Raw genomic sequence first — 26,411 nt, 5'->3', positions numbered from 1 at the left:
GCGCTCAAGATGCCGGAGGCGGCGAGCTGTACGAGGGTGGGAGCGCGGTCGAGCTGCCGACTGTCCGGATCGAGGAGCCCACGACGATGGAACCTAGACACGGCCTGAGCGACGGGGGCCCGGCATCGGGCGCCCAGACCGAACCTGGTGCGACCGAGTCGCACGTGACCCTGCGGGTGAACGACACCACCCACAGGATCGAACTGGACCACCGCGTCACCCTCCTGGAGTGTCTTCGCGACAATCTGGGCCTGACCGGCTCGGCGAAGGGGTGCGACGACGGCGGGTGCGAGGCGTGCGCGGTGCTGCTCGACGGGCGCCGCGTCGCCAGCTGCCTGCTGCTGGCCGCCGGGCAGGAAGGGCGCGAGATCGTCACGATCGAGGGCTTGGCCGCCCCGGTCGGCCCGGACGACGACACCCATCCGCTGCGGAGCCCCGCACCCGACCGCGACACCGTGCGGTGCGGCTACTGCGCCCCCGGCCAGTCGTCGGCGGCCGCGGGCACACCCGCCGGGGCCGCGGCGGGCCAGTCCTCCGTGATCAGCGAAATGGACCTGCCGGCCGAGGCCGCGGTACAGCTGACCGCGGTCGAGGTCCGGGAGCAGCTCAGCGGCAACCTCTGCCGCTGCGGTGCCTACCCGAGCATCACCGAAGCACTGCAAGACATGGACGCTCACGGCGCGGAGACGCAGACCCCCGGCGCACAGACCCCCGGCGCACAAACCGCGGGCGCACAGGCCGCGGCCACGCCCTCACGGGAGGCGTCCCCACAGGGGATGGCCATACAGGAGGTGACCACATGAAGCCGGTTGCCTATGTGTGTCCGACTAGTGTGACCGAGGCGGCGGCCGCCCACGGCGGCCGTCCGGAGGCCCGCTATCTGGGGGGTGGCACCAACCTCGTCGACCTGATGCGGCAGGGCATTGAGCGTCCTGACGTCGTCGTCGACATCACCCGGTTGCCGCTGGGCCTGATCGAAGAGCAGGCGGACGGTTCACTGCGGGTCGGAGCGACGGTACGCAACACCGATCTCGCCGCCCATCCGGCGGTCGTCGAGCGCTATCCGGTGCTGCCGCAGGCGTTGCTCAGCGGCGCCTCGGGGCAGCTCCGCAACATGGCGACCACCGCGGGAAACCTCCTGCAGCGCACCCGGTGCGGCTATTTCCAGGACCTGTCGAGGCCGTGCAACAAGAGGGTGCCCGGCAGCGGCTGCGCGGCACTCGACGGCGTCAACCGTGACCACGCGATCTTCGGTCACTCCCCGCACTGTGTGGCCACCCACCCTTCCGACCTCGCGGTGGCTCTCGCGGCGCTCGATGCCTCGGTCGAGCTCGCCTGCTCCACGGGGACCCGCAGCGTGCCGGTCGCGGAATTCATGCGGCTGCCCCAGGACCGGCCCGAGCAGGACACGGTGCTCCGGCCCGGTGAACTCGTCACCGGCGTCCTGCTGCCGCCGCTGCGCGAAGGGACCGCCTCGCGCTACCGCAAGGCACGCGACCGGGCGGGCCACACCTTCGCGCTGGCGTCCGTCGCCGCGGTGCTGCATCTTGAGCGCGGAGTGGTGGACCACATCGCCGTCGCCTTCGGCGGGATCGCCCACCGCCCCTGGCGCGCCCGGCGCACCGAGGCCGCGCTGCTCGGGACCGCACCCACCGCCGAGTCCATCGAGCGGGCGGTGGAGGCGGAGCTGGCCGATGCCGTTCCCCTGCGGCACAACGGCTACAAGGTGGACCTGGCCCGTGGCCTGGCCCGCGAAATGCTCGGCTCGCTCACCACACGGCCCCGCCGGTCCTGAGACACCCGACGACCGGCGGTCCCCAACGGGCATTCCCTTGCGCCGAGTTCGGTGGTCGGTACGTGTAGGTCCGGAAAAGGGGGGCACCAGCTGGCACACATCGTGACCGTGTCGACTGGAGAGGTCTCCACTCATGCTGATGGCGCATCCGGCAGTGCTCCGCGATCTGCTCGACGAGTACGAGGCGCTCCTCGTGCTGAACGCCGCCGAGGGCGACGCATCGACGCGGCAACGGCTGGACGACGTGACCTACACCCTGTGCGTGTCGACGGGCACGCGCGACATCGATGCCGCCGTGATCGCCGCGCGGCACCGGCTGCCCGGTGCGCGCACCTTCGACGACTCGGTGCTCACCGCCTGACGCACCTCAGCTGCGCAGGTTGACGGACCCTCGGGGTTGACGACCTCGGACCCTGAGGGTGGTGACCTCGGGGCGGCCCCGGCCTCGCCGCGGGCCGCCGAAGGTACTGGCCCCTCCCGTGACTCAAAGGCGCTGGGCGCCCTCCCAGGACTCACCCGGGCCGGGCCTCGGTTCACCTCCCCCGCGACGACGACCCGATCTCCACGACGCGCGCCCACGGCGGCGCCGTGTCCACCGGTACGCGGTCGGGGTTGTTCTCGTCCCACGACGACACGCCCCCTGCCCGCGGAAACAGCCCCACCACGGTGCGGCACGACGGGCGAGTGGACGGCCAGGGCGTCTGGCCGTCGGTCAGGACGACGACAACGTCCGGTCGCGGTCTGGCCGCCAGGGCCTTGGCGAATCCCTCGCGCAGGTCCGTGCCTCCGCCGCCCATCAAGGGAATTCCCTCGCCGCGGCACAGCGAGTGCACCAGGCCGGCCGACGCGTCGCACGACAACACGCTGACCAGATCGCGGCGGCCGCCCAAGGCCTGGGAGATCGCCGCCACTTCCAGGAGCGCGCTGCCCAGTTCGGCGTCGGAGACCGATGCGGACGTGTCGACGACCACGCAGACCCTTGGCGGCTTGGCGCGCAGGCTGGGCAGGACGACGCGCGGTATCCCGGCCGCACGCCTCGACGGCCGGCCGTAGGTGTAGTCCTGGCCGGCGCCCGCTCCCGAGGCGGCCGAGCGGAGCGCCGCTCCCAGCAACTCGCGCCACGCCTGCGGAGGATGGAACGCCTCTTCCGCCCATCTGCGCCACCCCCTCGTAGCCGTCCCCGGACGGCCGGTGATGCCGTGGGCCACCCGGAATCGGATCGCGTCGCGCTCCTGGTCGCTGAGTCCGTGAGCGCCGTCGGGCCCCAGCTCCCACTCCCGGTCGAGGCCGTCGGCGCCGCTGCCGCAGTCGAGCCAGGCCGTCAGCTGGGTGGTGGAACCGAGCCGGAAGTTCAGCAGGTAGTCCTCCATGAGTTCACCCGAGCGCAGTCCGAGGGACCCCGGGTCGATGACCCATGCGGGCCGTGCGAGGCCGTCGCCGTACACGTCGTCGTTGATCTCGCAGTCCGCGGCCACGTTCATCCGCAGGCGCTGGGCCGGCCCGGTCAGCCCTCGCTCCCGCGCGAGCCGGTCGCTGCGCCCGTGGTGGTCGCGGAGCAGGTGCGACACCTCGTGCACCCATACGCCGGCCAGTTCCTCCACCGGGGTGCGGGCCACGAAGGCCGGCGACACATAGCAACGCCAGTACCGGTCGACGCCCATGGTGGGTACGCGGTGCGACTCCACGGGGTGCAGCGCGAAGAGCGCCGTCGCGAGATAGGGGCGGACCCGGGCGGCATGCAGTCGCGCGGCGAAGAGTTTGCCGTAGTCGAGCGTCCCGGGCGCGACGGGTGCGTCCGGGCTCATCGGCGTGCCTTCGTGGCGGCGCGCGTGCGGGCCGCCGCGTCGTCTGCGCGCCGGGATATGGATACCGCTCCGGCGAGCCGCTCGATCGACGCCGGCACCTCCCAGCCCGGCTCGCGCAGCGAGGCGAGGGTGGTCGCGGGGACGACGACCAGGTCCGGCGGGCCGCTCTCCAGCGCGTTGACCAGGAGCGCCCACGCCGCGTCCCAGCGGGACTTGTCGGGGCGCGCGCGTACGGCCGCCACCACCCCGTCGAGTACGGCCTGACGCAGGTCGCCGCGTTCGGGCAGGGTGGCGGCCGCGGGGTCGGCGAGCAGGTCCTCGGGGTCCGGCAGGTCCATGCGGTCGAGGCCGGCCAGGAATTCGAGGCCGGGGCCGTCTCCGACGGTTCCCCTGACCAGCAGGGAGAGCACGTCGCGGGAGACGCCTGCCGCGGTGGCGAAGGCGGTCAGGCGCAGGGTCATCTCCCAACTGCGCGGCGAGGGCCACGGACCGCCTCGGCGTGTTTCGCTGCTGGGCAGTTGGTGGACGAGTGAGGGCCGTGCGGCGAGCAGCCCGCACACGGCGCGACGGGCGAAGTCCACGGCCTCGGGCAGCTTTTCCGGGGCGAGGCGGGGCAGAGTGGCCCGTGGCCAGGTCCCGCCGAGGCCGCGTACGACGACCTCGTGGTCGTGGGTCCACTGGAGGTGCACGAACCGGTTGGCCAGCGGCGGGCTCAGCTCCCAGCCGTCGGCGGCCGACGAACGCGGGTTGGCGGCGGCCACGATCCTTACGCCGGGCGGGAGTTGGAGGGCGCCGATGCGCCGTTCCAGTACGAGCCGGAGCAGGGCCGCCTGAACGGCGGGCGGCGCCGTGGACAGTTCGTCGAGGAAGAGGAGTCCGCGGCCGGCCCGCACGAGTCGCACGGCCCAGTCCGGCGGCGCCATCGGGATGCCTTGTTCGGCGGGGTCGTCGCCGACGACGGGCAGCCCGGAGAAGTCGGACGGCTCGTGCACGCTGGCGATCACGGTGGTCAGCGGGAGATCGAGGGCGGTGGCCAGTTGGGTCAGGGCGGCGGTCTTGCCGATGCCGGGCTCGCCCCACAGGAGTACCGGCAGGTCGGCGGAGACGGTCAGGGTGAGCGCTTCGAGCTGCGGGTCGGGGCGCGGTTCGGTGGCCGTTTCGCCCAGTAGGCCCAACAGGGCCTGTGCGAAGTCCAGTTGAGGAGCGTCGCCCTGGTCGCCAGCGTGGACGTCGGCCACCGGTCCTGAAGTACGGGGGTCGGCCGGGCCGGACGGACGAGGGTCGGCCGGGCCCGACGGACGGGTCTCGGAGGATGCGATCGGGGTCTGCGTGGGCATGTGGAATCACCTGTCGAGTAGTCGGGGGGCGGGCAGGGCAGGCCGCGCCGTGCCGCGCTCTGAACGCGCCGTGGCGCGTTGTCGCGTGGCGCGTATGGCGCGGCGCACCGTGATGTGGTGCCGAGTTGTGTGGTGCCGAGTGATGTGGTGCCAAGTGGTGTGGCGCGGGCCGGTCAGCAGGTGTGGGCGTGCCGGGGACGTGAGCGGTGGTCGCTCGGGCGTGAGCGGCGCTTGTCGGAGTACAGGAAGGCGGGCGGCAGCCGGTCGGGGGCGGGTCCGCTCAGACCGGAGCGGTAGAGGCCGTACGCGATCCGCCCCTGGGCGGCGTCCTCGAGGGCGTCCTTGAGACCACCGCCGCGCAACACCGCCTCCGGGCCGAGGAGGTGCTCGACGACGGCAAGGGCACCGGCGATGTCCCCGTGGTCGAGCCGTTCACGGACGCCGACGAGGCATTCCGGGCGGCGATGCGCTTCGTCGATGGCCTGCAGGCAGGGCAGTGGCGTGCCGCTCAGGGCCGCCAGGAGCTCCTCCCTGCGGACCTCGACCGGGTCGTGGTCGAGCGCGGACAGCGCCCCGTCGAGGAGCCCGATCCGGTGCTGTTGGCCCCGGCACTCCACGAACCGCACCCGTCCCGGCCCGCTCCGGCCCCGTGAAGGCGGGGGCTCGGTGTGTTCCGGTACGAGGGCCGCCGCGACGAGCGGATGCAGCCGGTCGGCGGTGATGCGACCGGCGCGCAGCAGCTCCGCGTCGGGTGTCTCCCAGGTCGCCGCGTCGGGCAGCACCAGCGGCGCCGCGGCAGTGACCGCCCGCGGCTCGGCGAGGCGCAGGACGGGAGGGCCGGTGCCGTCCGGGCCGGCGGCGAGTTCGAGGGCCAGCCGCTCCCGGAGACCGAGCCGCACGGTCACCGGGCCGCTCGACCGCCCGTCCGCGCGCAGCGCGATGGCGGCCTCGGCGGCCCAGCGGCCGACCGCGCAGGCCCTGCCCGGCGCCACCGCGGTCGCGACCCGCGCGTCCAGTACGGGGTCGCCGAGGGAGGGCGGCGCACCGGGCCCCGCGGTGCCGGCCCGGGTCCGCAGCTCGGCGGTCCTGGTCGCGTCCCACAGGTGTCGGTGCAGGTCGAGACGGAACCGCGGGTGGGGGCGTGGGCGGGGATGGCGGGCGGCACCGGGCGCATCGGCCCGGGGACCGTGCCACAGGGCGAGGCTGATTCGCTGCCCCGCGTCCGCCCAGGCGGGTGGCGTGCGGACGACGAGGTGCACGGGGCTCTCGGGGTCGCCCGCCCCGCCGTCGCCGTAGCGGGCAAGGGTGAGGGTCAGGCCTGGACGCAACAGCCCGTCGGGGGCGATCCTCGGCATGTGCCAGCGCAGCAGGTCGGGCGCCAACCGACGTAGATCCGCGCGGACTTGAGACGAGAGCGCCCGGCCGTGGGTACGGGCCAGGGAGCGGAGGTCGAGATCGACGTCGACATGTGCCGCAGCACAGGCCCCGGCCCAGTCCCCTGCGGAACGGCGGTCGGTCGCGGTCTCGATCATGGAGGGCGGCACGGCGAACTCGCGCACGCGCAGCCAGAGGGAAAGTCGGGATTCCTCGTTCGCGATCTCAGTGAGCATCAGCACTCACCTTGCGCGGACGGGTCCCCCAATCTGCTGGTGGAAGTAGTCATCGCGGGGAGCATAGCCGCCCGTTCCTGATGTGTCAGTCGATATTTCGCCGCCGCCCCTCCGCCCCCACCTCTCTCCCCTCCTCTCCGCTCCGCTCCCCTCCTCTGCCCGCGCCGGCTCCCCCGGCCCGCCATGGCCGGCCGGTCGTGGCGGGCCCGCCTTGATCGACTGGTGGCGCTCCGGGGCCGGGCATAAGGTCGGACAGTGGACGAACGAGTCCGCAGCTCCTCGTGCGAGGGCAAGGTCCGCCATGACGAGTTCGCAGCCGCCACCCACGATCGCGACCACGGCCCCCGGCAGACGGGGAGGCAGCGGTAAAGGGATCGCGCTCCTGGTCATCGCCTCGTGCCAATTGATGGTGGTGCTCGACGTCACCATCGTGAACATCGCGCTCCCCCACATCCAGAACGCACTGCACTTCTCCACCACCGGGCTCGCCTGGGTGGTGAGCGCCTACACGCTCACCTTCGGCGGGCTGCTCCTGCTGGGCGGGCGCACCGGTGACATCCTCGGCCGACGCAAGGTCTTCATGTGCGGCGTGCTGCTCTTCGCGCTCGCCTCCCTGCTCGGCGGCCTGTCACAGAGCTCCGGCCAACTGCTCGCGGCGCGTGCCGTCCAGGGCGTCGGCGGCGCCATCGCATCGCCGACCGCGCTCGCCCTGATCACCACGACGTTCACCGAGGGCCTCGAACGCAACCGCGCCTTCGGTGTGTTCGCGGCGGTCTCAGCGGGCGGCAGCGCCATCGGTCTGCTCGCGGGTGGTGTGCTCGTCGAATGGCTGGACTGGCGCTGGGTGTTGTTCGTCAACGTACCCATCGCCGTGCTGATCCTGCTGGCCACTCCCCGGTACATCAAGGAGTCCGAGCGCCATTCCGGCCACTTCGATCTCGCCGGAGCACTGACCTCCACCCTCGGCATGGTGGCGCTGGTCTACGGCTTCATCCGGGCCGCCCAGGAGGGCTGGCGCGACACGTTCACGCTGGGGTCGTTCGCCGCCGCGGTGGTGCTGCTGGCGGCCTTCGTCCTGGTGGAACGGCGCTCGCAGCAGCCGATCACCCCGCTGCACATGTTCGCCGACCGCAACCGCGCGGGCACGTACGGCATCATGCTGAGCCTGTCCGCCGCGATCTTCGGCATGTTCTTCTTCCTGACGCTGTTCGTGCAGAACGTGCTGGAGTTCACCCCGCTCCGGGCCGGCCTCGCCTTCCTTCCGGTCAGCGCGATCATCGCGGTGGGCGCGGGACTGGCCTCCCAACTCCTGCCGAAATACGGCCCGAAGCCCTTCATGGTGACGGGCTCGCTGCTGGCCGCGGCGGGCCTCGCGTGGCTCACGCGGACGGACGTCCACTCCACCTATGCGGGCAGCATCCTGGGTCCGATCCTCGTCTTCGGCCTCGGCATGGGGCTGAACTTCGTCTCGCTGACCTTGATGGCCGTGTCGGGAGTCCCTCCGCACGAGGCGGGCGCCGCCTCCGGCATGCTCAACGCCACGCAGCAGGTGGGCGGTTCGCTGGGCCTGTCCATTCTGGTCACCGTGTTCGGCACGGCCAGCCGGAACGAGGCGAGGGACCAGGTTCCCAAGTTCCTGGGCCAGGCCGACCCTGCCCAGCGCCTGATGTTCCGGCGCACCGGCACCCTGCCCCGCCCGTGGAGCGACCAGGTGCTGACCTCCGGGGTGTCGACCGCGTTCGTCGTGGCCACGATCTTCGCCCTGGTGGCGGGCCTGATCGCCGTGTTCGCCATTCAGGTCCGCCCCTCGGACCTCGAACGTCTCCAGGGGGCACGGCCGACCGGCCCCTGAACCGGACGACCATACAGAGCCCGCCTTCCAGAGCGACCGGATCGAGGAGTGCGCCACGGTCGTGGGTGCGAGGCCGACCGCATGCCGACGGCCGGTGACCCGGCTCCCGGCCGCCCCCGGAAGGGGAACCGCCCGTGGTCTTCGTCCGTCTTCCGGCGTGTGATCACCGCGCACAGGGGCCCACGAAGAGCCCGGCCTGTGGTTGCGGGAGCTGGAGGTGTCGTGCGGAGACGGACGAGGGACGGCCGGCCGGGCCATGGCCGGGCCGATGGCGCGCCGGGACACGGACCGCCCCAGAACCCGCAGGGGTCGGGCCCGCCTCAGGACACCTACGCGCACACGATGTCGTTCGCGGCGCTGGCGCAGGCCCCCAACAGGCGGCTCACCGAGGCCTGGCTGCTCTGCTTCGTCGTAGTGATCACGCTGGGTGGCCTTGCGTGCACCGGTCTGTCGATGCAGGGCCGGCTGCCCGGGGGATTCACCACCTTCGCGGTCACCATGGTCGCGGTCGCGGTGGTCGCGCACCTTGCCGTACGCCGCTGGGCGGCGCGGGCCGACCCGCTGCTCCTGCCGCTCGCCCTGCTCCTGACCGGCCTGGGGCTGGTCCTGATGCACCGCCTGGACATCACCTACGTGGCGGAGCCCCGCCTGCACATGACCCCGGCGGCCGACGGACAGCTGATGTGGACGGTGATCGGGGTGGCCGCGTGTGCGGTCCTGCTCCTCGTCCTGCGCGATCACCGACGGCTCCAGCGGTACATCTACCTGATGATGGCCGTCGCGCTGGTGCTCCTGATGGCCCCGGCGTTCTCCGGCGCCGACCAGTTCGGCGCCAAGCGCTGGATCATGCTCGGGCCGCTGTCGGTGCAGCCGGGCGAGTTCGTGAAAATCATGATCGCGGTGTTCTTCGCGGGCTATCTGACCGTCAACCGGGACGCGCTGGCCCTGTCCGGCCGGCGCTGGCTCGGCATGCGGCTGCCGCCCGGCCGGCAGTTGGGGCCGATAGCCGCCATCTGGGTGCTGAGCCTGCTGGTGCTGATCTTCGAGCGGGATCTCGGCACCTCGCTGATCTTCTTCGGTCTCTTCGTGATCATGTTGTACATGGCCACGGAACGCACGAGTTGGGTGGTGTGCGGCCTGTTGATGGCCGTGGTCGGCGCGATGGTGGTCGGTTCGATGGAGCCGCATGTACACGGCCGTGTGGTGGCGTGGCAGCATCCGATGGACGCCTTCACCGAAGCGGGCCGCGCGGCGCGCGTGTCCGACCAGTTGGGGCAGGCGCTGTTCAGTTTCGGCAGCGGCGGGATCACCGGCAGCGGTCTGGGCCAGGGCCATCCGGAGCTCGTCGGTTTCGCCGGCAACAGCGACTTCATCCTCACCACGGTCGGCGAAGAACTGGGGCTCGCGGGCGTGATGGCGGTCCTGCTCCTGTACGGGCTGCTGGCCCAACGCGCCTTCCATGCCGCGCTGCTGAGCCGCGACCCCTTCGGCAAGCTCCTCGCCACGGGGCTCGCCGGCGCCCTGGTGCTCCAGGTGTTCGTGGTCACGGGCGGCGTCACGGGCTTGATCCCGCTCACCGGAAAGGCCCTGCCGTTCCTCGCCAAGGGCGGCTCCTCGATGGTCGCCAACTGGCTGATGGTGGCGCTCCTGATCCGCATCAGCGACACGGCACAGCGGCGCCGTGAACCGGCCGCGCCGTACGGTGCCCCCGACCTGGTGAACTCCCCTGGTCGCGGGGTCTTTTCGCGGGCCGGGTGAGCCGGCGACCATCGAGCGGAACCATGAGGTGTCCGTGCCGCGTCCACCCCTGTGGTCACGACATCCATCACTCCCAGGAGGAGACACACCATGGTCTACCCGGGCAGTACGCCTCCCCCTGCCCCGCGCCGAAGAAGGGCCGGATGCCTCCCCGCCCTGGTGATTCTCGCGGTGCTGTTGGGCCTCGGCTTCGGCGCGTCCAAACTCTTCGGCGACGACCACGGAAAGTCGTCGTCCGCGTCCTCGTCCGCGTCCCACAAGAGCGGCGAGTGGAAGGTGGGTGACTGCGGCGGCCCGGACCCGGACGACGCCCCGAACGGCTACACGGCGTTCGACTGCGGCGCCTCGGGGGCGACCTTCAAGGCGCTCGACGTCCAGGCCGCCAGCTTCCTGCCCGACGCCATCCAGTGCCCGGCGGGTACGGACCTCATCATCCAGGTGAGCGTCAGTTACGGGTCCAAGAAGAGTTCGGGCGGCGGCATCCCCAGCAAGACGGTGTGCGGGCGCAACCTGTCCTCGACCCACCCCGGGGACGCGGGAGCGGGCGGGGGCCAGCTGGTCAAGGGCGACTGCATCACCTCCACGGCGAAGGAAGTGCCCTGCGCATCGTCGGGTTCGGACGCGTACAAGGTGCTCGGCCTCGTCAAGGAGACGTCGCAGTGCCCGTCGGGGACCACCGAGCCCATGCGCCTGACGATGGCCATCGGCCGGCCCTACGACGTGATCTGCGCCGCGAAGCAGTAGTCGTGCCGCACACACGCAACGCAAGGCAGTAGTCGTGCCGCACACACAGAAGGAGCCGGCCCTGGGCCGGCTCCTTCACTGCTCTTGTTCACCGACGGCTCACAGCGTCAGCCGGGTCGCCTCACTGCTGAGCCGTGGCGCGGGGAGCGCGTGCTCGCGCCGTCCCTGGGCCGCGGGCCGTGCTGGACCGCTGCGGGCGACGGACGTGATCAGCTCCCGCAGTTGCTCCACATAGCGATGGATGTTCTTGTGTGCGATCGCCGTGTCCGGGTAGCGGATGGCCAGTTGGAGCCCGCCGTGGAGGCGGGTGAACCATGCGCACACCTGGTCACCGTAGGACACCCGGAGCATGGCGTACGCCTTCTGCGCGTCCCACTGGCGTGCCCCCGGAATGTCCCGCGCGTCGACGAACGACACGATCGAGTAGAGGTCCGGTGAGGTGGGCCGGAAGTCGGAGCCGAGCAGCCGCAGCACGCGGGCGATCGGCAGGTGCGCGAGGGACTTGTTGGCGCGCAGCGCGGCCCGGACCATCGTCAGCGCGTCGTCGAAGCCCGGGGCCCCCGCGACGGGAATCTCGATCGGTGCGCCGCCGACGTACCAGCCCACCGATTCCGCCCACCGGGACTTCGCCCTGGTGTGGAGCGGCACCACCGTGCGGTAGACCGGCTCGCCGCCGATGTCGTGCACGATGAGGCTGGTGGCCGCGAGCACCCCGATCTGACCGCCGCCGTAGGGGCGGCAGTACGCCGAGAAGGCTGCGGCGTCGGCGTCGTCCACGAGCATCTCGTACAGGAGCTTCTGTTCCGGGAGCCCGCCGCCCGGTTCGAGGCCCAGGTCCACCGGGAAGGCCGGCAGCCTGCCGTCGCAGCGGGCGATGAACTCCCGCCAGCGCGCCACGATCGCGTGGGTGTCGTCGACCTGGTCCGCGCTGGCCCGCTCGATCTCGCAGAAGTCGACGTAACTGCCGACGGGGACCGACTCCTCCGCGCGGCCCTCGGCGCGCGCCGCGTAGAGCTCGGAGATCTCGGAGGGGATGCGCTGGAGCGAGTACGCGTCGACGTTGCTGTGGTCGAAGGCCATGTACACGCTGGTGCAGTCGTCCCGCACCACGGCCGTGTACAGGAAGTTGGGCCATCCCAGGGCGTCGGCGGCCACATCGAAGCGGTTCTGGAGGTGGATGCTCAGCTCATCCGCGTCGGGGAAGTCGCCCACCACTTCGCGGCGCAGCGCCACGGCGTCGGACGAGGCCGTGAAGCGGCGCATCTCGTCACCGACCCAGCGGAAGCCGCTGCGCAGCGTCTCGTGCCGCAGGGTCCAGGTCCGCAGGGCCGCTTCGAGACGGTCGAGGTCGACGGGCCCCGCGATGTCGAATGCCGCGCCCAGCCAGGTCGGTACGAACAGGCCGTCCTCCCGCACCGACCGGGCCGTGCGGATGTGTGATTCCTGCACATAGGCGGGGGGACGGGAGTCGTCGGGCTGGCTGGTGGCGGCCTCGACCATGACGGGGTCCAGCGTCCATTCGACGAGCTGTCCGGGACGGACCTCGCAGCCGTGAATGTCGGTAATTCGCACGGGAGTCTTCCATTCACACACTGTCGGGGAACACGGGCGAGCTGCAGGCCGCAGAGGGTCGGATCCGCCCGCGGGCCCGGCCTGCGGGGCCGGTGGTCCGGAGCGTCTCGGGGCCGGCCGAGCAGGGGTGACGGGCCGGGTGGGCCCGTACGGACGGGTACTCCCGAGGGCGCCCGACGGAGGATCGGTTCAGCACGTCGGCGCCGGGGCCGGCTCCCCCACGGCTCGCCGACTCCTGTGTGTGCCGCGGCCATGGGGCCGCCTCGCGTGGCGGTCGCCGGTGCGGCCGGGCCCCAACGCCCGTGAACGGGACGCCCGTTCGCGGAGCCGTGAGGCGAAGCGCGGCGTCCGCACACCGCAACTCAGGAAATACGGTCATGCGGTGACCAACGCGCCGGGAGCGCTCTCGGGCACGCTGGACCACCCCAACGAGTCGCATGCGCACGGTCCGCACATCAGCGCGGGTCGCACGGAAGGCCGCCGTGCCGTCGGCCACCGGACCCGTGCGGCCCCTGCCCGTCCCCGCTCAGCGCGCGAGCGGGCCCCGGCGCCCCGGCGGTCCGTGCCTCGCCGGGACCCGGGGCGCCGCGCCGCACACGGGCGGTCGGCCGTGCGGATCAGCCGATCGGCGGCATGGGCTTGGAGGCCGGGGCCGAAGGCGCGGTGGACGCGGGCTTCACCTGCGCCTTCTCGCGCTTGACCAGGTCGGCGATCTCCTTGAGTTCCTTGGCCACATCGGCCTTCGCGTCGGCGACGTCGGCCGCCGCGTCCTTCTTCTCATCCGCGATCAGCTTGTCGATCTCCTTCTTGAGGTCGGCGAGCCAGGTCTTTTCATCGGCCCCCGGCGCCGTCCCCGGGGCCGGCACGGCGGGCGCCGGCGGGGCGGCGAAGGCAGGTGCGGTGGCCCCTGCGGTGAGAGCACCGCACAGGACGATCGCGGCAACAATGGCACAACGGCGCATGACGCGCTCCTCATCAATGGTCGGCTCCGGGTGACCCCCACTCTTGATCCACTGTTCGGCACCCCGGGTCCGAGGGCCACTGGGCCTTGCCGAACGAGTGAGCCGGGCACACCGCGCCCCGGTGGTGACGTTCACGGGGGCCGCCTCACACTTGACAGGCGTGATCGTGGACGATCGAGCCATGGGCGAGCGAGTGGAACGTGTGGATGAGCAGGACCGCGTCATCGGCGTGGTCGAGCGCGGCCAGGCCGTGCGGGAGGGGTGGCTGTACCGGATGGCGATGGTGCTGTGCCGCGATGCGGAGGGCCGCTATCTCGTGCACCGGCGCCCCGACACCAGCTCACGGTTCCCGGGCCAGTACAGCTGGCTGGTGGCCGGAGCCGTAGGCGTGGCCGAGTCCTACGAGGACGCGGCGCGCAGGGAACTCCACGAGGAGCTGGGCGTCGAGGCGGAGGTCCGTCCGCTGTTCAGGTTCCTGTGCCAGGGCGAGCTCAGCCCGTACTGGTTCGCGGTGCACGAGGCCGTGATGGAGGAGGGCGACCTGGCACCGGACGCCACCGAAGTCGCCTGGCACGGGTGGCTGACCGGTGACGAGCTGGAGCGGGCCATGACGAGCTGGACGTTCGTCTCGGACAGCCGGGACGCCTATGCCCGTTACCTGGCCCGTCAGCGATGAGTCAGGCCCGGCTGACGCGGCCGGCGACGGCGTGGCCGACCAGCAGGTAGACGACCGCCGGCAGACCGTAGTTGACCACCGTGCGCCAGGTGTCGGACTTGATGTGGAACATGTCCCGCGACCAGCCCGAGAGCCAGTCCGCGGCATTGCGTACCCAGGACACGACGTCGTTGGCCGTGTTGGCGTTGACCAGGAAGAAGGCGATCCAGAGGATCAGGATCAGCGCCATGAGGTCCACGATGATGAGGATGCCGGTCGCCGCCGGGTTTCCTCCATAGCGTCTGGACATGTCCAACTCCTTGCGGTGTCAGGAGGGTTGAGCCTCGGTTCGTGACGGGTGCGCGGCGCCCTGCCGGGCGGATCCGGCCGGGGCGCCGCACGCGATGCGATGAGCGCCGGGCCTACAGGCTGAGCAGGCGCTCCGCGAGCCGGCGGTACTCGCGCAGGGCCATGCGCAGGTCCTCGGTGGCCGCCCCGCCGGTCGTGTCCTGCCAGGACGCCCGGAGCGCGCCACGGCGGTGCCCGAGCGTTTCGATGATGTGCTCGGCGAGGTCGTCGACGGCCGACGCGGCTTCCTCGACGGCCGCGCGCGGCTCGTCCACGAACCCGCCGACCGCGTGCTGGAGCCTGAGCTGAAGCTTGTCTCGTGCGTCGGACCGCACCACGGCCTCGTCGCGCTGCACGGCGTCGCCCTGCTGCCCGGCCTCGTCCAGGGTGGCGGCCGGGTCATGGGATCCGGCACCGGGCAGCGCATCGGATCCCCGTGCGTCCCGTCCGGGCACGTCGCCTTCGGTGACGCCGGGGCCGTCGAGGGAGTGCCCGGCCACGGTCGATCCGGCTACGGGCGATCCGGCGGCGGCCCGCTCGGGTACGACGCGCTCCTGCGCGGCGCGCCCCGGTACGGCCGGGTCGGTGACGCCCGGGGCGCCGCCGGCAGAACGCACGTCGGCGGGTCGCACCTCGGCGGGGCGCTCGTCGAGGGACGGCTGCCGTGCGGGGCGCTCACCCACGCCCTGATCGGGGCCGCTCTGCTCGACGGGCCGGCCGGCGGACGCGGGGCTCTGCGACACGGGCCGCTCGGGCGTGGGCCGCTCCGTCGCGGGCCGGTCGGGTATGGGCTGCTCGGCGTGGGTCATGACTGGCTCCCTCGGGCGGTGTCTCGGTGGTTCAGGTCGTCGCGGGACGTGTGCGACGCATGCCGGTTGTTCCGGGGCGCGAGGGCCCCGGCCTTGTGCCCACGGCGTTCACCGGCGAGGACGGCGAAGAACTCATGGGCCTGCACAAGGGCCTCGCGCAGTTCTTCCGTGCTGCGGCGGCGCCCGTCGGGGTTCTGGGCCACGCCCTGAATCCTGCGGTAGCCGTCGAGGTGGTCGGGGTGGTGCACCGAGAGTGCGGCGAGCTGTTCCCCGGATGCTCCGTCCGGGAAGCCGCGTTCCTGCGCCAGCCGGCCGAGCAGCGCCTCGGCGTCGGCGACCGCCCGCGCCGGGGAATCCACGAACTCCTCCTGGACACGTGCCCATTCGGCGGCGTACCGGCTGCGCGCCTCTGCCGTCGGGGGCTCGACCTTGAGGCTGCCGTAGCGGCGCACCCGCTCGTCGAGGTCCTTCTCCGCCGCCTTGACGTCGCCATGGTGCTGGGCGACCGTCCGTTCGTACTCGGGTCCGAACCGACGGCGCAGCCCGTTGCCGCGGCGTGCGACGAACATGCCGAGGACCACCGCCGCGACAACGATCACCGCGACCGCTATCAGGATGATGACGACACCACTGGACATGGCCTGCCTTCCCGCTCGCTGAACCGCCCCCGTTCCAGGGGCGCTCTGTACGAGTGAGCGCGACGCGGCCGAATAAACCCGGTACGGGCCAAGTGACTTCACGTGGGGGCGGCCAACGCCCTTGCGGGGGTGCCCGGGATGGCCCGCACACACCTGATGCGTGCTCAGGTTGAGCGATCAACCTACGTGCCGGTAACACATGGTTCCCTCCCCCACCTCTCACCCCAACGGGTCACGCGGCTTTCGCCGGGGCCCGACCCCGGAGAGTCTGTTCATAAGCATTCCCCACAAACAGGAGGAAATCGTGCGTATCCGTACCGCACTCGCCGCAACGTTCCTGGCCGCCACCGCCGTGATGGGCGCGGCCGGCGCCGCCGCCGCTGCCGACCCGGTGCCGCCCGTCACGGGCACGGCGGAGAACTCCCCCGGCGTGCTGTCCGGCGACGTCATCCAGGTCCCCATCGGTGTTCAGCTCCCCGTGTGCGGCAACACCATCGACCTCATCGGGCTGCTCAACCCGTCGGCCGGCAACACCTGCAAGAACGACTGACCGGTCACACCGCGTCACTCCGCCCCGGAACCGCGTTCAGGTTCCGGGGCGCTGTCGCGCGATGTGCACCCGCACACGCGTTGACCTCAAGCCATGTCGAGGTCGTACGTTCCTCGCATGAGTATGGAAGCCACCGCGTGGACACAGCTCCACAACGTCATGAACGCGCAGCAGGACAAGCGTCCCTTCAACCGGGCCACCTTGCGCCGCATCGCCGCGTTCGCCGCCCCGCACCGGCGACGCATCGCCCTTTTCCTGGTCGTGAGCGTCGCCACGGCTCTGCTCGCGGTGGCCACCCCGCTGCTGGCCGGGAGGGTCGTCGACGCGATCGTCGGCGGGAAGGAGAGCGGGACCGTCACCCACCTCGCCCTGTTCATCGCGGTGATCGCCGTAGCGGAGGCGGCGCTCGGCATCGTGAGCAGGTGGCTGTCGTCGACGCTGGGTGAGGGACTGATCCTCGATCTGCGTACCGCCGTCTTCGACCATGTGCAGCGGATGCCGGTGGCGTTCTTCACGCGGACCCGCACCGGCGCGCTGGTCAGCCGCCTCAACAACGACGTCATCGGCGCGCAACGGGCGTTCAGCAACACCTTGTCCGGCGTGGTCAGCAACCTGGTGACCCTGCTGCTCACGCTCGCGGTGATGCTCGGCATCTCCTGGCAGATCACGCTGCTCGCGCTGGTGCTGCTGCCCGTGTTCGTGCTGCCCGCCCGCCGGATGGGCACCCGTATGGCGCGCCTCCAGCGAGAGGCCGCGGAGCACAACGCCGCGATGGGCACCCGGATGACCGAGCGGTTCTCGGCGCCGGGCGCGACCTTGATCAAATTGTTCGGGCGCCCCGCCGACGAATCCGCCGAGTTCGCCGCGCGGGCCCGCCGGGTGCGCGACATCGGGGTGCGTACGGCGATGGCACAGTCGGCGTTCATCACCGCGCTGACCCTGGTGTCGGCCCTCGCACTCGCCCTCGTCTACGGGCTCGGCGGCTACTACGCGCTGCACGGCACCCTCGAAGCGGGCGCGGTCGTCTCGCTGGCCCTGCTCCTGACCCGCCTCTACGCGCCGCTCACGTCGCTGGCCGGTGCCCGCGTGGAGGTGATGAGCGCGCTGGTCAGCTTCGAGCGGGTCTTCGAGGTGCTCGACCTGAAGCCGCTCATCGCGGAGAAGCCCGGCGCCCGTGCGGTCCCGCCGGGTCCCGTGTCCGTGGAGTTCCACCAGGTGCGCTTCGGCTATCCCTCCGCGGACAAGGTCTCCCTGGCCTCCCTTGAAGAGGTGTCCAGCCTCGACACCAGGGGCGGCACCGAGGTCCTGCACGGCGTCTCGTTCAGGGCCGAACCCGGCCAGATGGTGGCCCTGGTCGGATCGTCCGGCGCGGGCAAGTCGACGGTCGCCCAACTGCTGCCGCGGCTGTACGACGCCGACGAGGGCACGGTGCGGCTCGGCGGCATCGACGTGCGGGACCTGACCGCGGACTCGATCCGGGACACCATCGGCATGGTCACCCAGGACGGCCATCTCTTCCACGAGTCGGTGCGCGCCAACCTGCTGCTCGCCCGGCCGGACGCGGCCGAGGACGACCTGTGGGACGCGCTGCGCCGCGCCCGTCTGGACGACCTGGTCGCCTCGCTGCCCGACGGCCTGGACACCGTGGTGGGCGAGCGCGGTTACCGGCTCTCCGGCGGCGAGCGCCAGCGCCTGACGATCGCGCGGCTGCTGCTGGCCCGCCAGCGTGTCGTCATCCTCGACGAGGCCACGGCCCACCTCGACAACACGTCCGAGGCCGCGGTGCAGGAGGCGCTCGGCGAAGCGCTGGAGGGGCGGACGGCGGTGGTCATCGCCCACCGCCTCTCCACGGTGCGCTCCGCCGATCACATCCTGGTCGTCGAGGACGGCCGGATCGTGGAGAGCGGGACCCACGACGCACTGCTCGAACTCGGCGGACGGTACGAGGAGTTGTACCGCACCCAGTTCGAGCGCCCCGGCGGCGCGCCCGCCCTGGGCTGACCGGACCGCGGTCCGCCCTGGGCTGACCCGGACCGCGGTAGCCGGGGGGGGGAGCCGGCCCCCCGGGCTGCCCGGTCCGGGCACCTCGCCCGGAGTGCCCGTGGTGCTCAGCCGCCCGGGGCGCCCAGGAGCCGGTCGACGTCGGTGACGGCACCCAGCGCACCGCGCAGGGCGCCGATGGACATGTCGTGCAGTTCGGCCCGGGTGAAGGGCCCGCTCGTGAGCCATTCCACGCACAGCGCCCGCACGAAGACCAGCCAGCTCGTCAGCGCGGCCGAGACCAGGTCCCTGGCCGCGCCGTCGAGCCCGGTCGCGTCGAGCACGCGGCGGCTCAACTCGGCGAGTTCGTCGGTGATGATCGCCTGGATCACCGGGTCGCCCGCGAGCACCCGGTTGGCGGCGAGCACGGTGTTCTTGTTCGCCGCGAAGTAGTCGAAGTGCAGGTCGAGCCCGGCGGACAGCTGCTCGATGAGCGGGCCGGCCGGGTCGATGCGCGTGCCGTCGAGCAGTCGGTGGGAGGCCTGCTGGAAGATCGCGGCGAACAGGGCGCCCTTGTTGGGGAAGTAGCGGTAGAGCAACGCCCGGGAAATACCGGCCCGTTGGGCGACATCCTCCATCAGGACGTCGTGGTACGGCTTCGCCGCGAACAGATGGGCTCCGACGTCGAGCAGCTGTGCGCGGCGCTCGTCGGGGGTCAGCCTGCGGCGCGTGGTCACCGAGCCAGGTTACTTGACGTGTGTCTACCAGCGATCCTATGGTCGCCTTAGTAGACACATGCCTACTAAGGCGAAGGGACTCCACCATGGCGAAGCTCCTCACGTGGCTTTCCTGGGCGATGGGCATCGCCGATGTGGCGATCGGCGCGACGCATCTGGTCGTCGGAATGGATTCGGTGCCCGGCGCCGGCTCGCCCGGCCCCACCGTGGACAGCCTCATGCGGTTCTTCGGGGCGATCTTCCTCGGGTACGGAGTGGCGTGGATCTGGGTCGCACGGCAGTCACCGATCCCCTCCAACGCGGTGCGTCTGCTCGCCGGGATCTTCTTCCTCGGCGGCGCCGCCAGGCTGCTGTCCTGGGCCGCGCTCGGCCGTCCCGACTGGTTCCAGCTCGTCCTGATGGGCATCGAACTCGCCCTGCCGCCGCTCTACTTCTGGCTGGCGCCCGCCGACGAGCGGGACACGGCGGCACGCCGCCGGCGGGCCGAGGAGGCGGCGCTCGCAGCGACGCGCGCGACACCCTGAGGGCCGGCTCCCCCACCGCGCGAGCACCGCGATCCGCCGGATTCCGTACGTGATCGAAAGGTTGCCGAAAGGTAGTCGATCACTAGGGAACGAATCCGGTCGGATCACGGTCTAGTCCGGTGCGCATCGCGAGGCGGTGCACCTGGGCGGCGCCACCGGGCGCGCGTCCGGGACGACCTTTTCCAGAGAGTGTCTTGATCCCATGGGGCTGACCAGTACCACCGCTCTGGCAACGGCCGTGCTCGCCACGGTCCTGCTGTCCCTCCTCGTCGTATGGCAGTGGCCACGGCTCTCGGGGCGGGGCTGGCGGCCGGTGGTGGGGCGGGTGGGCCTGATGTGCGCCGTCCAGCTCCTGCTCTTCTCCTCCGTGGGCCTCGCGGCCAACAAGACGTTCCTCTTCTACGGCTCGTGGGCCGACCTGTTCGGCCGGCAGGACGGCGTGGGGGTTCTCGGCGCGCAGGCGGCCGCGAACCCGGGGATCACGGTGGACGGAAAGCAGAAGGTCGACGTGCCGGGCGCCGGCAAGCCGAGCATCGGCGGCGAGGTGCAGCGGGTGTCGGTGCAGGGGCAGCGCTCCAGAATCGTCACGCCCGCTTATGTCTACCTGCCGCCGGAGTATTTCCAGCAGGGCTACGAGACGAAGAGCTTCCCGGTCACCGTCGTGCTGACCGGCTTCCCCGGCACCGCCGAGAACCTCATCAAGGGGCTGCACTACCCGAAGACGGCGTGGACCCTGTCCAAGCAGAAGAAGACGCAGCCGATGATCCTGGTGATGATGCGGCCCACCGTCGCCCCGCCGCGCAACACCCAGTGCATCGACATCCCGGGCGGCCCGCAGACGGAGACGTTCTTCGCCGATGATCTGCGCAAGGCGATCTCCGGCACGTACCGCGTCGGTACGAAGCCGCGCAACTGGGGCTTCATCGGTGACTCCACGGGCGGCTACTGCGCGCTGAAGATCGCCCTGCAACACCCGGAGGCCTACGCGGCGGGCGTCGGCCTGTCCGCGGACTACGCGCCGGACGTGGACATGGACTCCGGGGACCTGTTCCACGGCAACAAGCACGAGCAGAACCGTTCCGACCTCCTGTGGAGCCTCGACCATCTGCCGCAGGGCAACTCGTCCTTCCTGGTCACCACGTCCCACCAGGGCGAGAGCAACTTCCGGGCCACCCAGAAGTTCATCGCCAAGGTCAAGGAGCCCGCGCGCGTCTCGTCGATCACGCTCGCGTCCGGCGGCCACAACTTCAACACGTGGCTCCGGGAGATCCCGCCGTCCCTGCAGTGGCTCAGCACGCACCTCTCCGCCGAGTGAGCCGATCGTGCCGAACGTGCCGAACGTGCCGAACGAACGGCGCGGGCCCCACGAGCCGAACGAACGGCGCGGGCCGCACGGTGACGTCCTCCCGATCACGCCCCCGTGCTCACACCTGCTCGATCACACCTGTCTGATCACGCCTGTCTGATCACGCCTTCTTGATCTGGACGCGCTTGATGTTCACGGGCAGCGTGGGGAAGCCGTCACCCGGCCCGTTCTGGTCGTCCTCGCCGCCGGCCGCGATCTTCTGCAGGACATCGAGCCCCGCCGTGACCGTCCCGAACGGGGTGTAGGCGGGCGACAGTTTGGTGTCCTTCCACACGAAGAAGAACTGACTGCCGTTGGTGTCGGGGCCGGCGTTGGCCATAGCCACCGTTCCGGCCGGATAGGTGGCCCCCGTCAGGTTCTCGTCCGGGAAGGAGTATCCGGGCCCACCGCTGCCCGTGCCGGTCGGGTCGCCGCACTGCAGCACGTACAGCCGCGCGGTGGTGAGCCGGTGGCAGTGCGTGCCGTTGAAGTAGTCCTTCTCGGCGAGGAACCGGAAGGAGTTGGTCGTGCAGGGCGCCTTGTCGGTCAGCGCCTTGAAGGTGACGGCGCCCTGGCCGGTGCGCAGCGTCGCCTTGAAGGGCCGGGCCGCCTTGACCGGGTCGAACTTCGGAATCCCCTTGTAGTTGTCGGCGGGGACCGCCGGAGTGTAGGCGCAGCCGGCGGCCGGTGCGGGCGCGGTGGCCGCGCCGGCCTGTGTTGCCGTGGCGAGCGGGATCAGGACGACAGCGGCGAGCAACGCGCCTTTTCTGCGGAGCATTTGACGGCATCCTTCCGAAGGAATGAGCGTGACATGGCCGCATCATTCCTTCTTGGCGGCCCGCGCGCCATGCCGCCTCACGCGTGATCCCGCGCCCCAGGCGCCACCAGCCCGGCGCCACCAACCGCACCGGCATTGGTCACATCAACTGCCCTACACACTAAGGAAGTTCTTCACTGCGGATGGAACGGATCGGCACGATCCGCTGTCCTACAGGGCGCACCACCCAAAGGGAAGAAAAGGGGAACAGCATGTACGTATCCGGCATGCGCAGGGCCGTCGTCGCGGGCGCCGTCGCAGCACTCGCGGGGTCGGGGGTCCTGTTCGCAGCGGGCGGGGCGTCGGCGGCGACGCCGACGGCCGACGGCACGCCTGCCGTCCAGACGGCGGGCGCCGCACCGGCGGCGGCCGAGCCCAAGGGCAAGATCGTCGCCAACGGCGGCCTGTGGGTCCACCAGGAAGCGAACACCACCTCCAAGCGGCTCACCCTGCTGCCCAATGGAACGGTCACCGCACTCCAGTGCAAGAAGACCGGCCAGAACGTGGACGGCAACAAGCTCTGGTACCGGCTCGGAGCGGGCAAGTCCGGCTGGATCGCCGCACGCTACGTGCAGAACCTGGCGGCCGTTCCGTACTGCAAGTGAAGTGAATCGAGGCGTCAACGGCCGCTCGGCCAGCGGCCGTTGACGTGTCGCACCCGTATCACCCCGCGCCATCCGCACAGCCGCCCGACCAGTGGCCGTCGACATGGCCACCCGCACGCCACCACCGGCCGCCGGGCGGCCGTGAGCCCGTGACGCCCGTCGGCGGCGCACCGGGCGCCTCGCGATTCACCCGCGGCGGAGCCTTCCGCTTTTTGTTTCCCCCAAGTTTCCCCCCGGCACCTGTACATACGGCTACCCATCAGTAGTGTGTGCCCGCGCGGCCGCTTCCGAAGGCTGCCGCGCCATCGACCGTCAGCGTCACCAGGGGGATCCCACATGCGCGGAATGAGCCGGCGTCAGTTCGTCACCAGGATGTCCGCCGCGGCCGCGGGGGCCGCGCTGTGGTCGGCGACGGCGCAGGACCGGGCCCTGGCGGTGACCGCCGCGCGGGCCGTACGCATCGGTGGAACCACGCTGGAACAGGCCGCGGCACCCGTCGGAACCGGCGCGTACAAGCGCCTGGTGGCCGGCCCCGGCTGGCCGCTCGTGGTCCGCGGCGAGCTCGCCGGCGCCGTCGCGGGCCGGGACGACCGGCGCACCGGGCTCGCCTCCTTCGTGCAGTTCACCGACCTGCACCTGGCGGACACCGAGTCGCCGGTCCGGTTCGAGTATCTGGCCCAGTACAACGACAGCGCCTACCGCCCTCAGGAAGCCCTCACGGTGCGCGGCGCGTCCTCGCTCGTCGAGCGGGTCAACTCGGTGCGCCAGGGACCGTACACCGGGCTGCCGTTCAGCACGGTCATGGCCACCGGTGACAACACCGACAACCACGAACTCATCGAGCTCGACTGGTACTTGAGCGTCATGAGCGGCGGCCGCGTCACCCCGAGCAGCGGTGACACCGCCCGGTACGAAGGCGTGCAGAACTCCGGGAGCGCCTCCTACTGGAACCCCGAGCTGTCCTTCCAGGACACCTACAAGGCCAAGGGGCTCCCGCAGATACCCGGCTTCCTCTCCGGCGCGACCCGCGCCTTCGACGCACCCGGCCTCGACGTGCCCTGGTACACGACCGTCGGCAACCACGACGACAGCATCGAGGGCAGCCTGCCCGACCTCGGCCTGCTGAACGATCTGTACACCGGCGACCGAAAGATCGAGGGCTGCGACGACGCCACCGCGGCGAAGCTCGCTACCGCCCTGCGCCACGACCCGGCCCAGGCGGTGATCCTGCTCGGCACGTTGCTCGGCAAGGGCGGGGCCATCCGCAAGGTGACCCCGGACGAGCGCCGTCGCCCCTTCACCCCGGCCGAGTTCGCCAAGGCGCACCTGGACCCGGCGTACGCCGGCGCCGGCCCGGTCGGCCACGGCTTCACGTCCGACGCGGCCCACAGCGGCCATCTGTACTACACCTTCCCGCTCGCGAACGGGGTGCTGGGCATCAGCCTGGACACCACCAACCGGGCCGGATTCGCGGACGGTTCACTCGGCACCGCTCAGCTCGCCTGGCTCGAAGCGGTCCTGAAGTCGCACAGCGGCCACTGGTACGACACCGACGGGCATGTGGTGCGCGGCGGTTCGAACGACTCGCTCATCGTGGTGTTCAGCCACCACACGAGCACCACCATGGGCAACCTGCTGCCCGACCCGTACCACCCCTTCGAGGGGCGCCACGACGGCAACGCTCTGGTCTCGCTGCTCCAGCGCTACCCGAACGTGGTGGCCTGGGTGAACGGCCACACCCACGAGAACCGGATCACCCCGCACGGCCACGCGGTCCCCGAGCGCGCCTTCTGGGAGATCAACACCGCGTCGCACGTCGACTATCCGCAGCACGCCCGGATCATCGAGATCGCGGACAACGGGGACGGGACGCTCTCCTTGTTCACCACGCTCATCGAGTCGGCCGCGCCCTACACGACGGACTTCGGCGACACCTCCGACCGCGGACTCGCCGCCCTGTACCGCGAGTTGTCGTACAACGACCCCTATGGCACGCCGACCGCCAGGCTCGGTTCCTCCATCGACCACAACACCGAGCTGCTCCTGGCCCACCCGGCCAAGTAGCCGCTCACCTCGCGGGCCCAGCGAGCACCGACCGTGGCGCCGACTTGAGGCCGTCCCGGCGTCGTAGCCGTGGTGTCGGCGGCGTGTCGGGGACTGTAGGCCGGGTGTCGGTGGGAGACGGCACCGTGGAGGAGTCAGGCCGGGTGTCCCGCCCGGCCGTCGGTTGGTGAAGGGGATTCCCCATGCATGACGTCGTGATTGTGGGTGCCGGCCCCGTGGGTCTGTTCCTCGCCTGCGAGCTGGGCCTCGCGGGCTGTTCCGTCCTGGTACTGGAGCGTGAGCGCGAAACCGGCTCTCCGTCAAAGGCGATGCCGCTCGGTCTGCGGGGCCTGTCCGCGGCGTCGATCGAGGCGTTCTACCGGCGCGGGATGCTGGACCGGCTGGTCACGGCATCGGGTGCCGACCACATCCCCGGCTCCGACGTCGTCACCGGCGTCGAGGCGGGTCCTGCCGCACGCGCATGGCCGCCCAGGCGCGGTGGGGGCCATTTCGCCGGCATGATGCTCGACCCGGCGCTGATGGACGACACCGCCATGCCGTACCGGCTTCCCACCCCGGCGACGGGGCCCATGGTGACCCACCTCGAAGCGGTGGAGACACTGCTGTCCGAGCAGGCGTCCCGGCTCGGCGTGGACATCCGGCGCGGCGTCACGGTGACCGACATCGCCCAGGACGACGAGGGTGTGGTGGCACGGGCGGGTGAGCACGCGTACGAGGCGCGCTGGCTCGTCGGCTGTGACGGCGGGCGCAGTACGGTGCGCGGGCTCGTGGGCTTCGCCTTCACCGGTACGGAACCGCAGTTCACCGGCTACGCCCTGCATGCCACCGTGGCCGAACCCGAGAAGTTGGAGTTCGGGTTCACGCTGACGCCGACGGGCATGTACCTCCAGCTCTCGCCGGGACACATCGGCATGATGGACTTCGACGGCGGTGCCTTCGACCGCTCGCGGCCACCCACGCGGGACCACCTCCAAGCGGTGCTGCGCCACATAGCGGGCACCGACGTGACCCTGAGCGATGTGGCTCTCGCCTCCAGTTTCACCGACCGGGCGATGCAGGCGACGACCTACCGTCAAGGACGCATCCTGCTCGCGGGGGACGCGGCTCACATCCATTCCCCGCTCGGCGGGCAGGGACTCAATCTCGGCATCGGCGACGCCGTGAACCTCGGGTGGAAACTCGCGGCGACCGTGCACAAGCACGCACCGGACGGGCTGCTCGACACGTACACCCGCGAGCGGCACCCCATCGGCGCGGCCGTGCTCGACTGGTCGCGCGCCCAGGTGGCGGTCATGCGACCCGACCCACATGGCCGAGCGATCCAAGATGTGGTGCGCGACCTGATCGCGACCCCCGACGGAGCGGCCTATGTGTCCGAGCGGCTGTCGGGCGCGTGGATCCGCTACGACCTCGGCGACGAGCACCCGCTCGTCGGTCGCGGCGTCCCGGAGTTCTGCCTCGCTGACGGTACCCGCCTCGCCGATCTGACGCGGGACGGACGGGGCGTCGCGCTCGATTTCAGCGACGACCGGCGCCTGCGCGATGCGGCGCGGGGCTGGGAGACCCGGATCCGGTACGCGGCCGGTCCCGCGAAGGACGACCTGGGCCTGGGCGCCGTGCTGGTCAGGCCCGACGGCGTAGTGGCCTGGGCCGGCGATCGCGTCCCCGACCGGCCGGCGTTCGAACGAGCGGCCGGGCAGTGGTTCGGCGGCCCCGAGACCTGAGCAGCCCCGGCCCCTCCCGCCTTCGTCGCGCCGGGGCCTCCATGCTCGGCCTCCGCGCTCGGCCTCCGCGATCGGCCCGCGCACCCGGAGCCCCTGGAGCGCGCCCGGCCCTGGGCACCCAGCCTCCCGACGGCCGTGTCCGCCTGGCGCGACGGCGGCGGGGGCGGTCCACTGGGAGGG

General features: G+C 71.4%; 24 protein-coding genes. 14 read left to right on the top strand and 10 right to left on the bottom strand.

Going from position 1 to position 26,411, the window contains the following annotated elements; genetic code table 11:
• Positions 1 to 86 precede the first annotated feature (86 nt).
• The 3 genes from OG432_RS32335 (at position 87) to OG432_RS32325 (ending at position 2,156) form a co-directional block, all read left to right on the top strand.
• Positions 87 to 803, top strand: coding sequence for a 2Fe-2S iron-sulfur cluster-binding protein (locus OG432_RS32335; protein ID WP_328314505.1), 717 nt, complete (start codon positions 87 to 89; stop codon positions 801 to 803).
• Positions 800 to 1,795, top strand: a complete 996-nt coding sequence (locus OG432_RS32330) for an FAD binding domain-containing protein (protein ID WP_328314504.1) — start codon at positions 800 to 802, stop codon at positions 1,793 to 1,795. Before OG432_RS32335 ends, OG432_RS32330 begins: the two co-directional genes overlap by 4 nt.
• A gap of 133 nt (positions 1,796 to 1,928) precedes the next feature.
• Complete coding sequence (locus tag OG432_RS32325; RefSeq protein WP_328314503.1) at positions 1,929 to 2,156, top strand: DUF5133 domain-containing protein; 228 nt, start codon at positions 1,929 to 1,931, stop codon at positions 2,154 to 2,156.
• A gap of 172 nt (positions 2,157 to 2,328) precedes the next feature.
• Here OG432_RS32325 and OG432_RS32320 read toward each other — a convergent pair whose 3' ends face one another.
• The 3 genes from OG432_RS32320 to OG432_RS32310 all read right to left on the bottom strand — a co-directional run bounded on the left by OG432_RS32320 (position 2,329) and on the right by OG432_RS32310 (position 6,547).
• Positions 2,329 to 3,600: a vWA domain-containing protein gene (locus OG432_RS32320; RefSeq protein WP_328314502.1), complete on the bottom strand. Its 1,272-nt coding sequence runs from the start codon at positions 3,598 to 3,600 to the stop codon at positions 2,329 to 2,331.
• The gene (locus tag OG432_RS32315) at positions 3,597 to 4,937 is read right to left on the bottom strand and encodes an AAA family ATPase (protein WP_328314501.1); all 1,341 of its coding nucleotides are present in this window, start codon (positions 4,935 to 4,937) and stop codon (positions 3,597 to 3,599) included. The genes OG432_RS32320 and OG432_RS32315 overlap by 4 nt, the downstream gene beginning before the upstream one ends.
• 173 nt (positions 4,938 to 5,110) lie before the next feature.
• Positions 5,111 to 6,547 (bottom strand): hypothetical protein, encoded by a 1,437-nt coding sequence (locus OG432_RS32310; RefSeq protein WP_328314500.1) that lies wholly within the window; start codon positions 6,545 to 6,547, stop codon positions 5,111 to 5,113.
• A gap of 301 nt (positions 6,548 to 6,848) precedes the next feature.
• Between OG432_RS32310 and OG432_RS32305 the strand changes: the two genes are divergently transcribed.
• From OG432_RS32305 to OG432_RS32295, 3 genes are all read left to right on the top strand, one after another.
• A complete protein-coding gene (locus OG432_RS32305; RefSeq protein ID WP_328314499.1) occupies positions 6,849 to 8,399 on the top strand; it encodes an MFS transporter in 1,551 nt (516 codons plus the stop codon).
• 342 nt (positions 8,400 to 8,741) lie between these two features.
• Positions 8,742 to 10,157, top strand: a complete 1,416-nt coding sequence (locus tag OG432_RS32300) for an FtsW/RodA/SpoVE family cell cycle protein (protein ID WP_328314498.1) — start codon at positions 8,742 to 8,744, stop codon at positions 10,155 to 10,157.
• A 90-nt stretch (positions 10,158 to 10,247) separates the two neighbouring features.
• Positions 10,248 to 10,901, top strand: a complete 654-nt coding sequence (locus OG432_RS32295; protein ID WP_328314497.1) for a hypothetical protein — start codon at positions 10,248 to 10,250, stop codon at positions 10,899 to 10,901.
• 99 nt (positions 10,902 to 11,000) lie between these two features.
• On the opposite strand, the gene OG432_RS32290 is transcribed toward OG432_RS32295, so the two are convergent.
• Both OG432_RS32290 and OG432_RS32285 read right to left on the bottom strand, forming a co-directional pair.
• Complete coding sequence (locus tag OG432_RS32290) at positions 11,001 to 12,473, bottom strand: condensation domain-containing protein (RefSeq protein WP_328314496.1); 1,473 nt, start codon at positions 12,471 to 12,473, stop codon at positions 11,001 to 11,003.
• Between the two features lie 617 nt (positions 12,474 to 13,090).
• On the bottom strand, positions 13,091 to 13,435 hold the full coding sequence (locus OG432_RS32285; protein WP_328314495.1) for a hypothetical protein: 345 nt from the start codon (positions 13,433 to 13,435) through the stop codon (positions 13,091 to 13,093).
• Between the two features lie 181 nt (positions 13,436 to 13,616).
• Between OG432_RS32285 and OG432_RS32280 the strand changes: the two genes are divergently transcribed.
• Complete coding sequence (locus tag OG432_RS32280; protein ID WP_328314494.1) at positions 13,617 to 14,111, top strand: NUDIX hydrolase; 495 nt, start codon at positions 13,617 to 13,619, stop codon at positions 14,109 to 14,111.
• Between the two features lies 1 nt (position 14,112).
• Here OG432_RS32280 and OG432_RS32275 read toward each other — a convergent pair whose 3' ends face one another.
• The 3 genes from OG432_RS32275 to OG432_RS32265 all read right to left on the bottom strand — a co-directional run bounded on the left by OG432_RS32275 (position 14,113) and on the right by OG432_RS32265 (position 15,885).
• Positions 14,113 to 14,400 (bottom strand): hypothetical protein, encoded by a 288-nt coding sequence (locus OG432_RS32275; RefSeq protein ID WP_328314493.1) that lies wholly within the window; start codon positions 14,398 to 14,400, stop codon positions 14,113 to 14,115.
• A gap of 112 nt (positions 14,401 to 14,512) precedes the next feature.
• The gene (locus OG432_RS32270; RefSeq protein WP_328314492.1) at positions 14,513 to 15,247 is read right to left on the bottom strand and encodes a hypothetical protein; all 735 of its coding nucleotides are present in this window, start codon (positions 15,245 to 15,247) and stop codon (positions 14,513 to 14,515) included.
• Positions 15,244 to 15,885 carry a hypothetical protein gene (locus tag OG432_RS32265; protein WP_328314491.1) on the bottom strand — a complete coding sequence of 214 codons (642 nt, stop codon included), beginning with the start codon at positions 15,883 to 15,885 and terminating at the stop codon, positions 15,244 to 15,246. The genes OG432_RS32270 and OG432_RS32265 overlap by 4 nt, the downstream gene beginning before the upstream one ends.
• A 301-nt stretch (positions 15,886 to 16,186) precedes the next feature.
• Here OG432_RS32265 and OG432_RS32260 point away from each other — a divergent pair, with 301 nt between their 5' ends.
• Together OG432_RS32260 and OG432_RS32255 are read left to right on the top strand one after the other, a co-directional pair.
• Entirely contained in the window at positions 16,187 to 16,435 is a 249-nt protein-coding gene (locus OG432_RS32260; RefSeq protein WP_443058621.1) for a chaplin, read from the top strand.
• Positions 16,436 to 16,552: 117 nt separating this feature from the next.
• Complete coding sequence (locus OG432_RS32255) at positions 16,553 to 18,436, top strand: ABC transporter ATP-binding protein (protein WP_328314489.1); 1,884 nt, start codon at positions 16,553 to 16,555, stop codon at positions 18,434 to 18,436.
• Positions 18,437 to 18,543: 107 nt separating this feature from the next.
• Here OG432_RS32255 and OG432_RS32250 read toward each other — a convergent pair whose 3' ends face one another.
• Complete coding sequence (locus tag OG432_RS32250; RefSeq protein ID WP_328314488.1) at positions 18,544 to 19,152, bottom strand: TetR/AcrR family transcriptional regulator; 609 nt, start codon at positions 19,150 to 19,152, stop codon at positions 18,544 to 18,546.
• A gap of 86 nt (positions 19,153 to 19,238) precedes the next feature.
• Here OG432_RS32250 and OG432_RS32245 point away from each other — a divergent pair, with 86 nt between their 5' ends.
• Complete coding sequence (locus OG432_RS32245; RefSeq protein ID WP_328314487.1) at positions 19,239 to 19,676, top strand: DUF4345 domain-containing protein; 438 nt, start codon at positions 19,239 to 19,241, stop codon at positions 19,674 to 19,676.
• A 202-nt stretch (positions 19,677 to 19,878) separates the two neighbouring features.
• Complete coding sequence (locus tag OG432_RS32240) at positions 19,879 to 20,991, top strand: alpha/beta hydrolase (RefSeq protein ID WP_328314486.1); 1,113 nt, start codon at positions 19,879 to 19,881, stop codon at positions 20,989 to 20,991.
• Positions 20,992 to 21,142: 151 nt separating this feature from the next.
• Here OG432_RS32240 and OG432_RS32235 read toward each other — a convergent pair whose 3' ends face one another.
• Entirely contained in the window at positions 21,143 to 21,799 is a 657-nt protein-coding gene (locus OG432_RS32235; protein WP_328314485.1) for a peptidylprolyl isomerase, read from the bottom strand.
• Between the two features lie 251 nt (positions 21,800 to 22,050).
• Between OG432_RS32235 and OG432_RS32230 the strand changes: the two genes are divergently transcribed.
• The 3 genes from OG432_RS32230 to OG432_RS32220 all read left to right on the top strand — a co-directional run bounded on the left by OG432_RS32230 (position 22,051) and on the right by OG432_RS32220 (position 26,231).
• On the top strand, positions 22,051 to 22,443 hold the full coding sequence (locus OG432_RS32230; protein ID WP_328314484.1) for an SH3 domain-containing protein: 393 nt from the start codon (positions 22,051 to 22,053) through the stop codon (positions 22,441 to 22,443).
• Between the two features lie 336 nt (positions 22,444 to 22,779).
• The gene (locus tag OG432_RS32225; protein ID WP_328314483.1) at positions 22,780 to 24,507 is read left to right on the top strand and encodes a TIGR03767 family metallophosphoesterase; all 1,728 of its coding nucleotides are present in this window, start codon (positions 22,780 to 22,782) and stop codon (positions 24,505 to 24,507) included.
• Positions 24,508 to 24,689: 182 nt separating this feature from the next.
• Positions 24,690 to 26,231, top strand: coding sequence for an FAD-dependent oxidoreductase (locus OG432_RS32220; protein ID WP_328314482.1), 1,542 nt, complete (start codon positions 24,690 to 24,692; stop codon positions 26,229 to 26,231).
• Positions 26,232 to 26,411: the final 180 nt, after the last annotated feature.

This window comes from Streptomyces sp. NBC_00442 (assembly GCF_036014195.1).
Taxonomy (GTDB): Bacteria; Actinomycetota; Actinomycetes; order Streptomycetales; family Streptomycetaceae; genus Streptomyces.
This window is presented reverse-complemented; position numbering and strand designations above follow the sequence as displayed.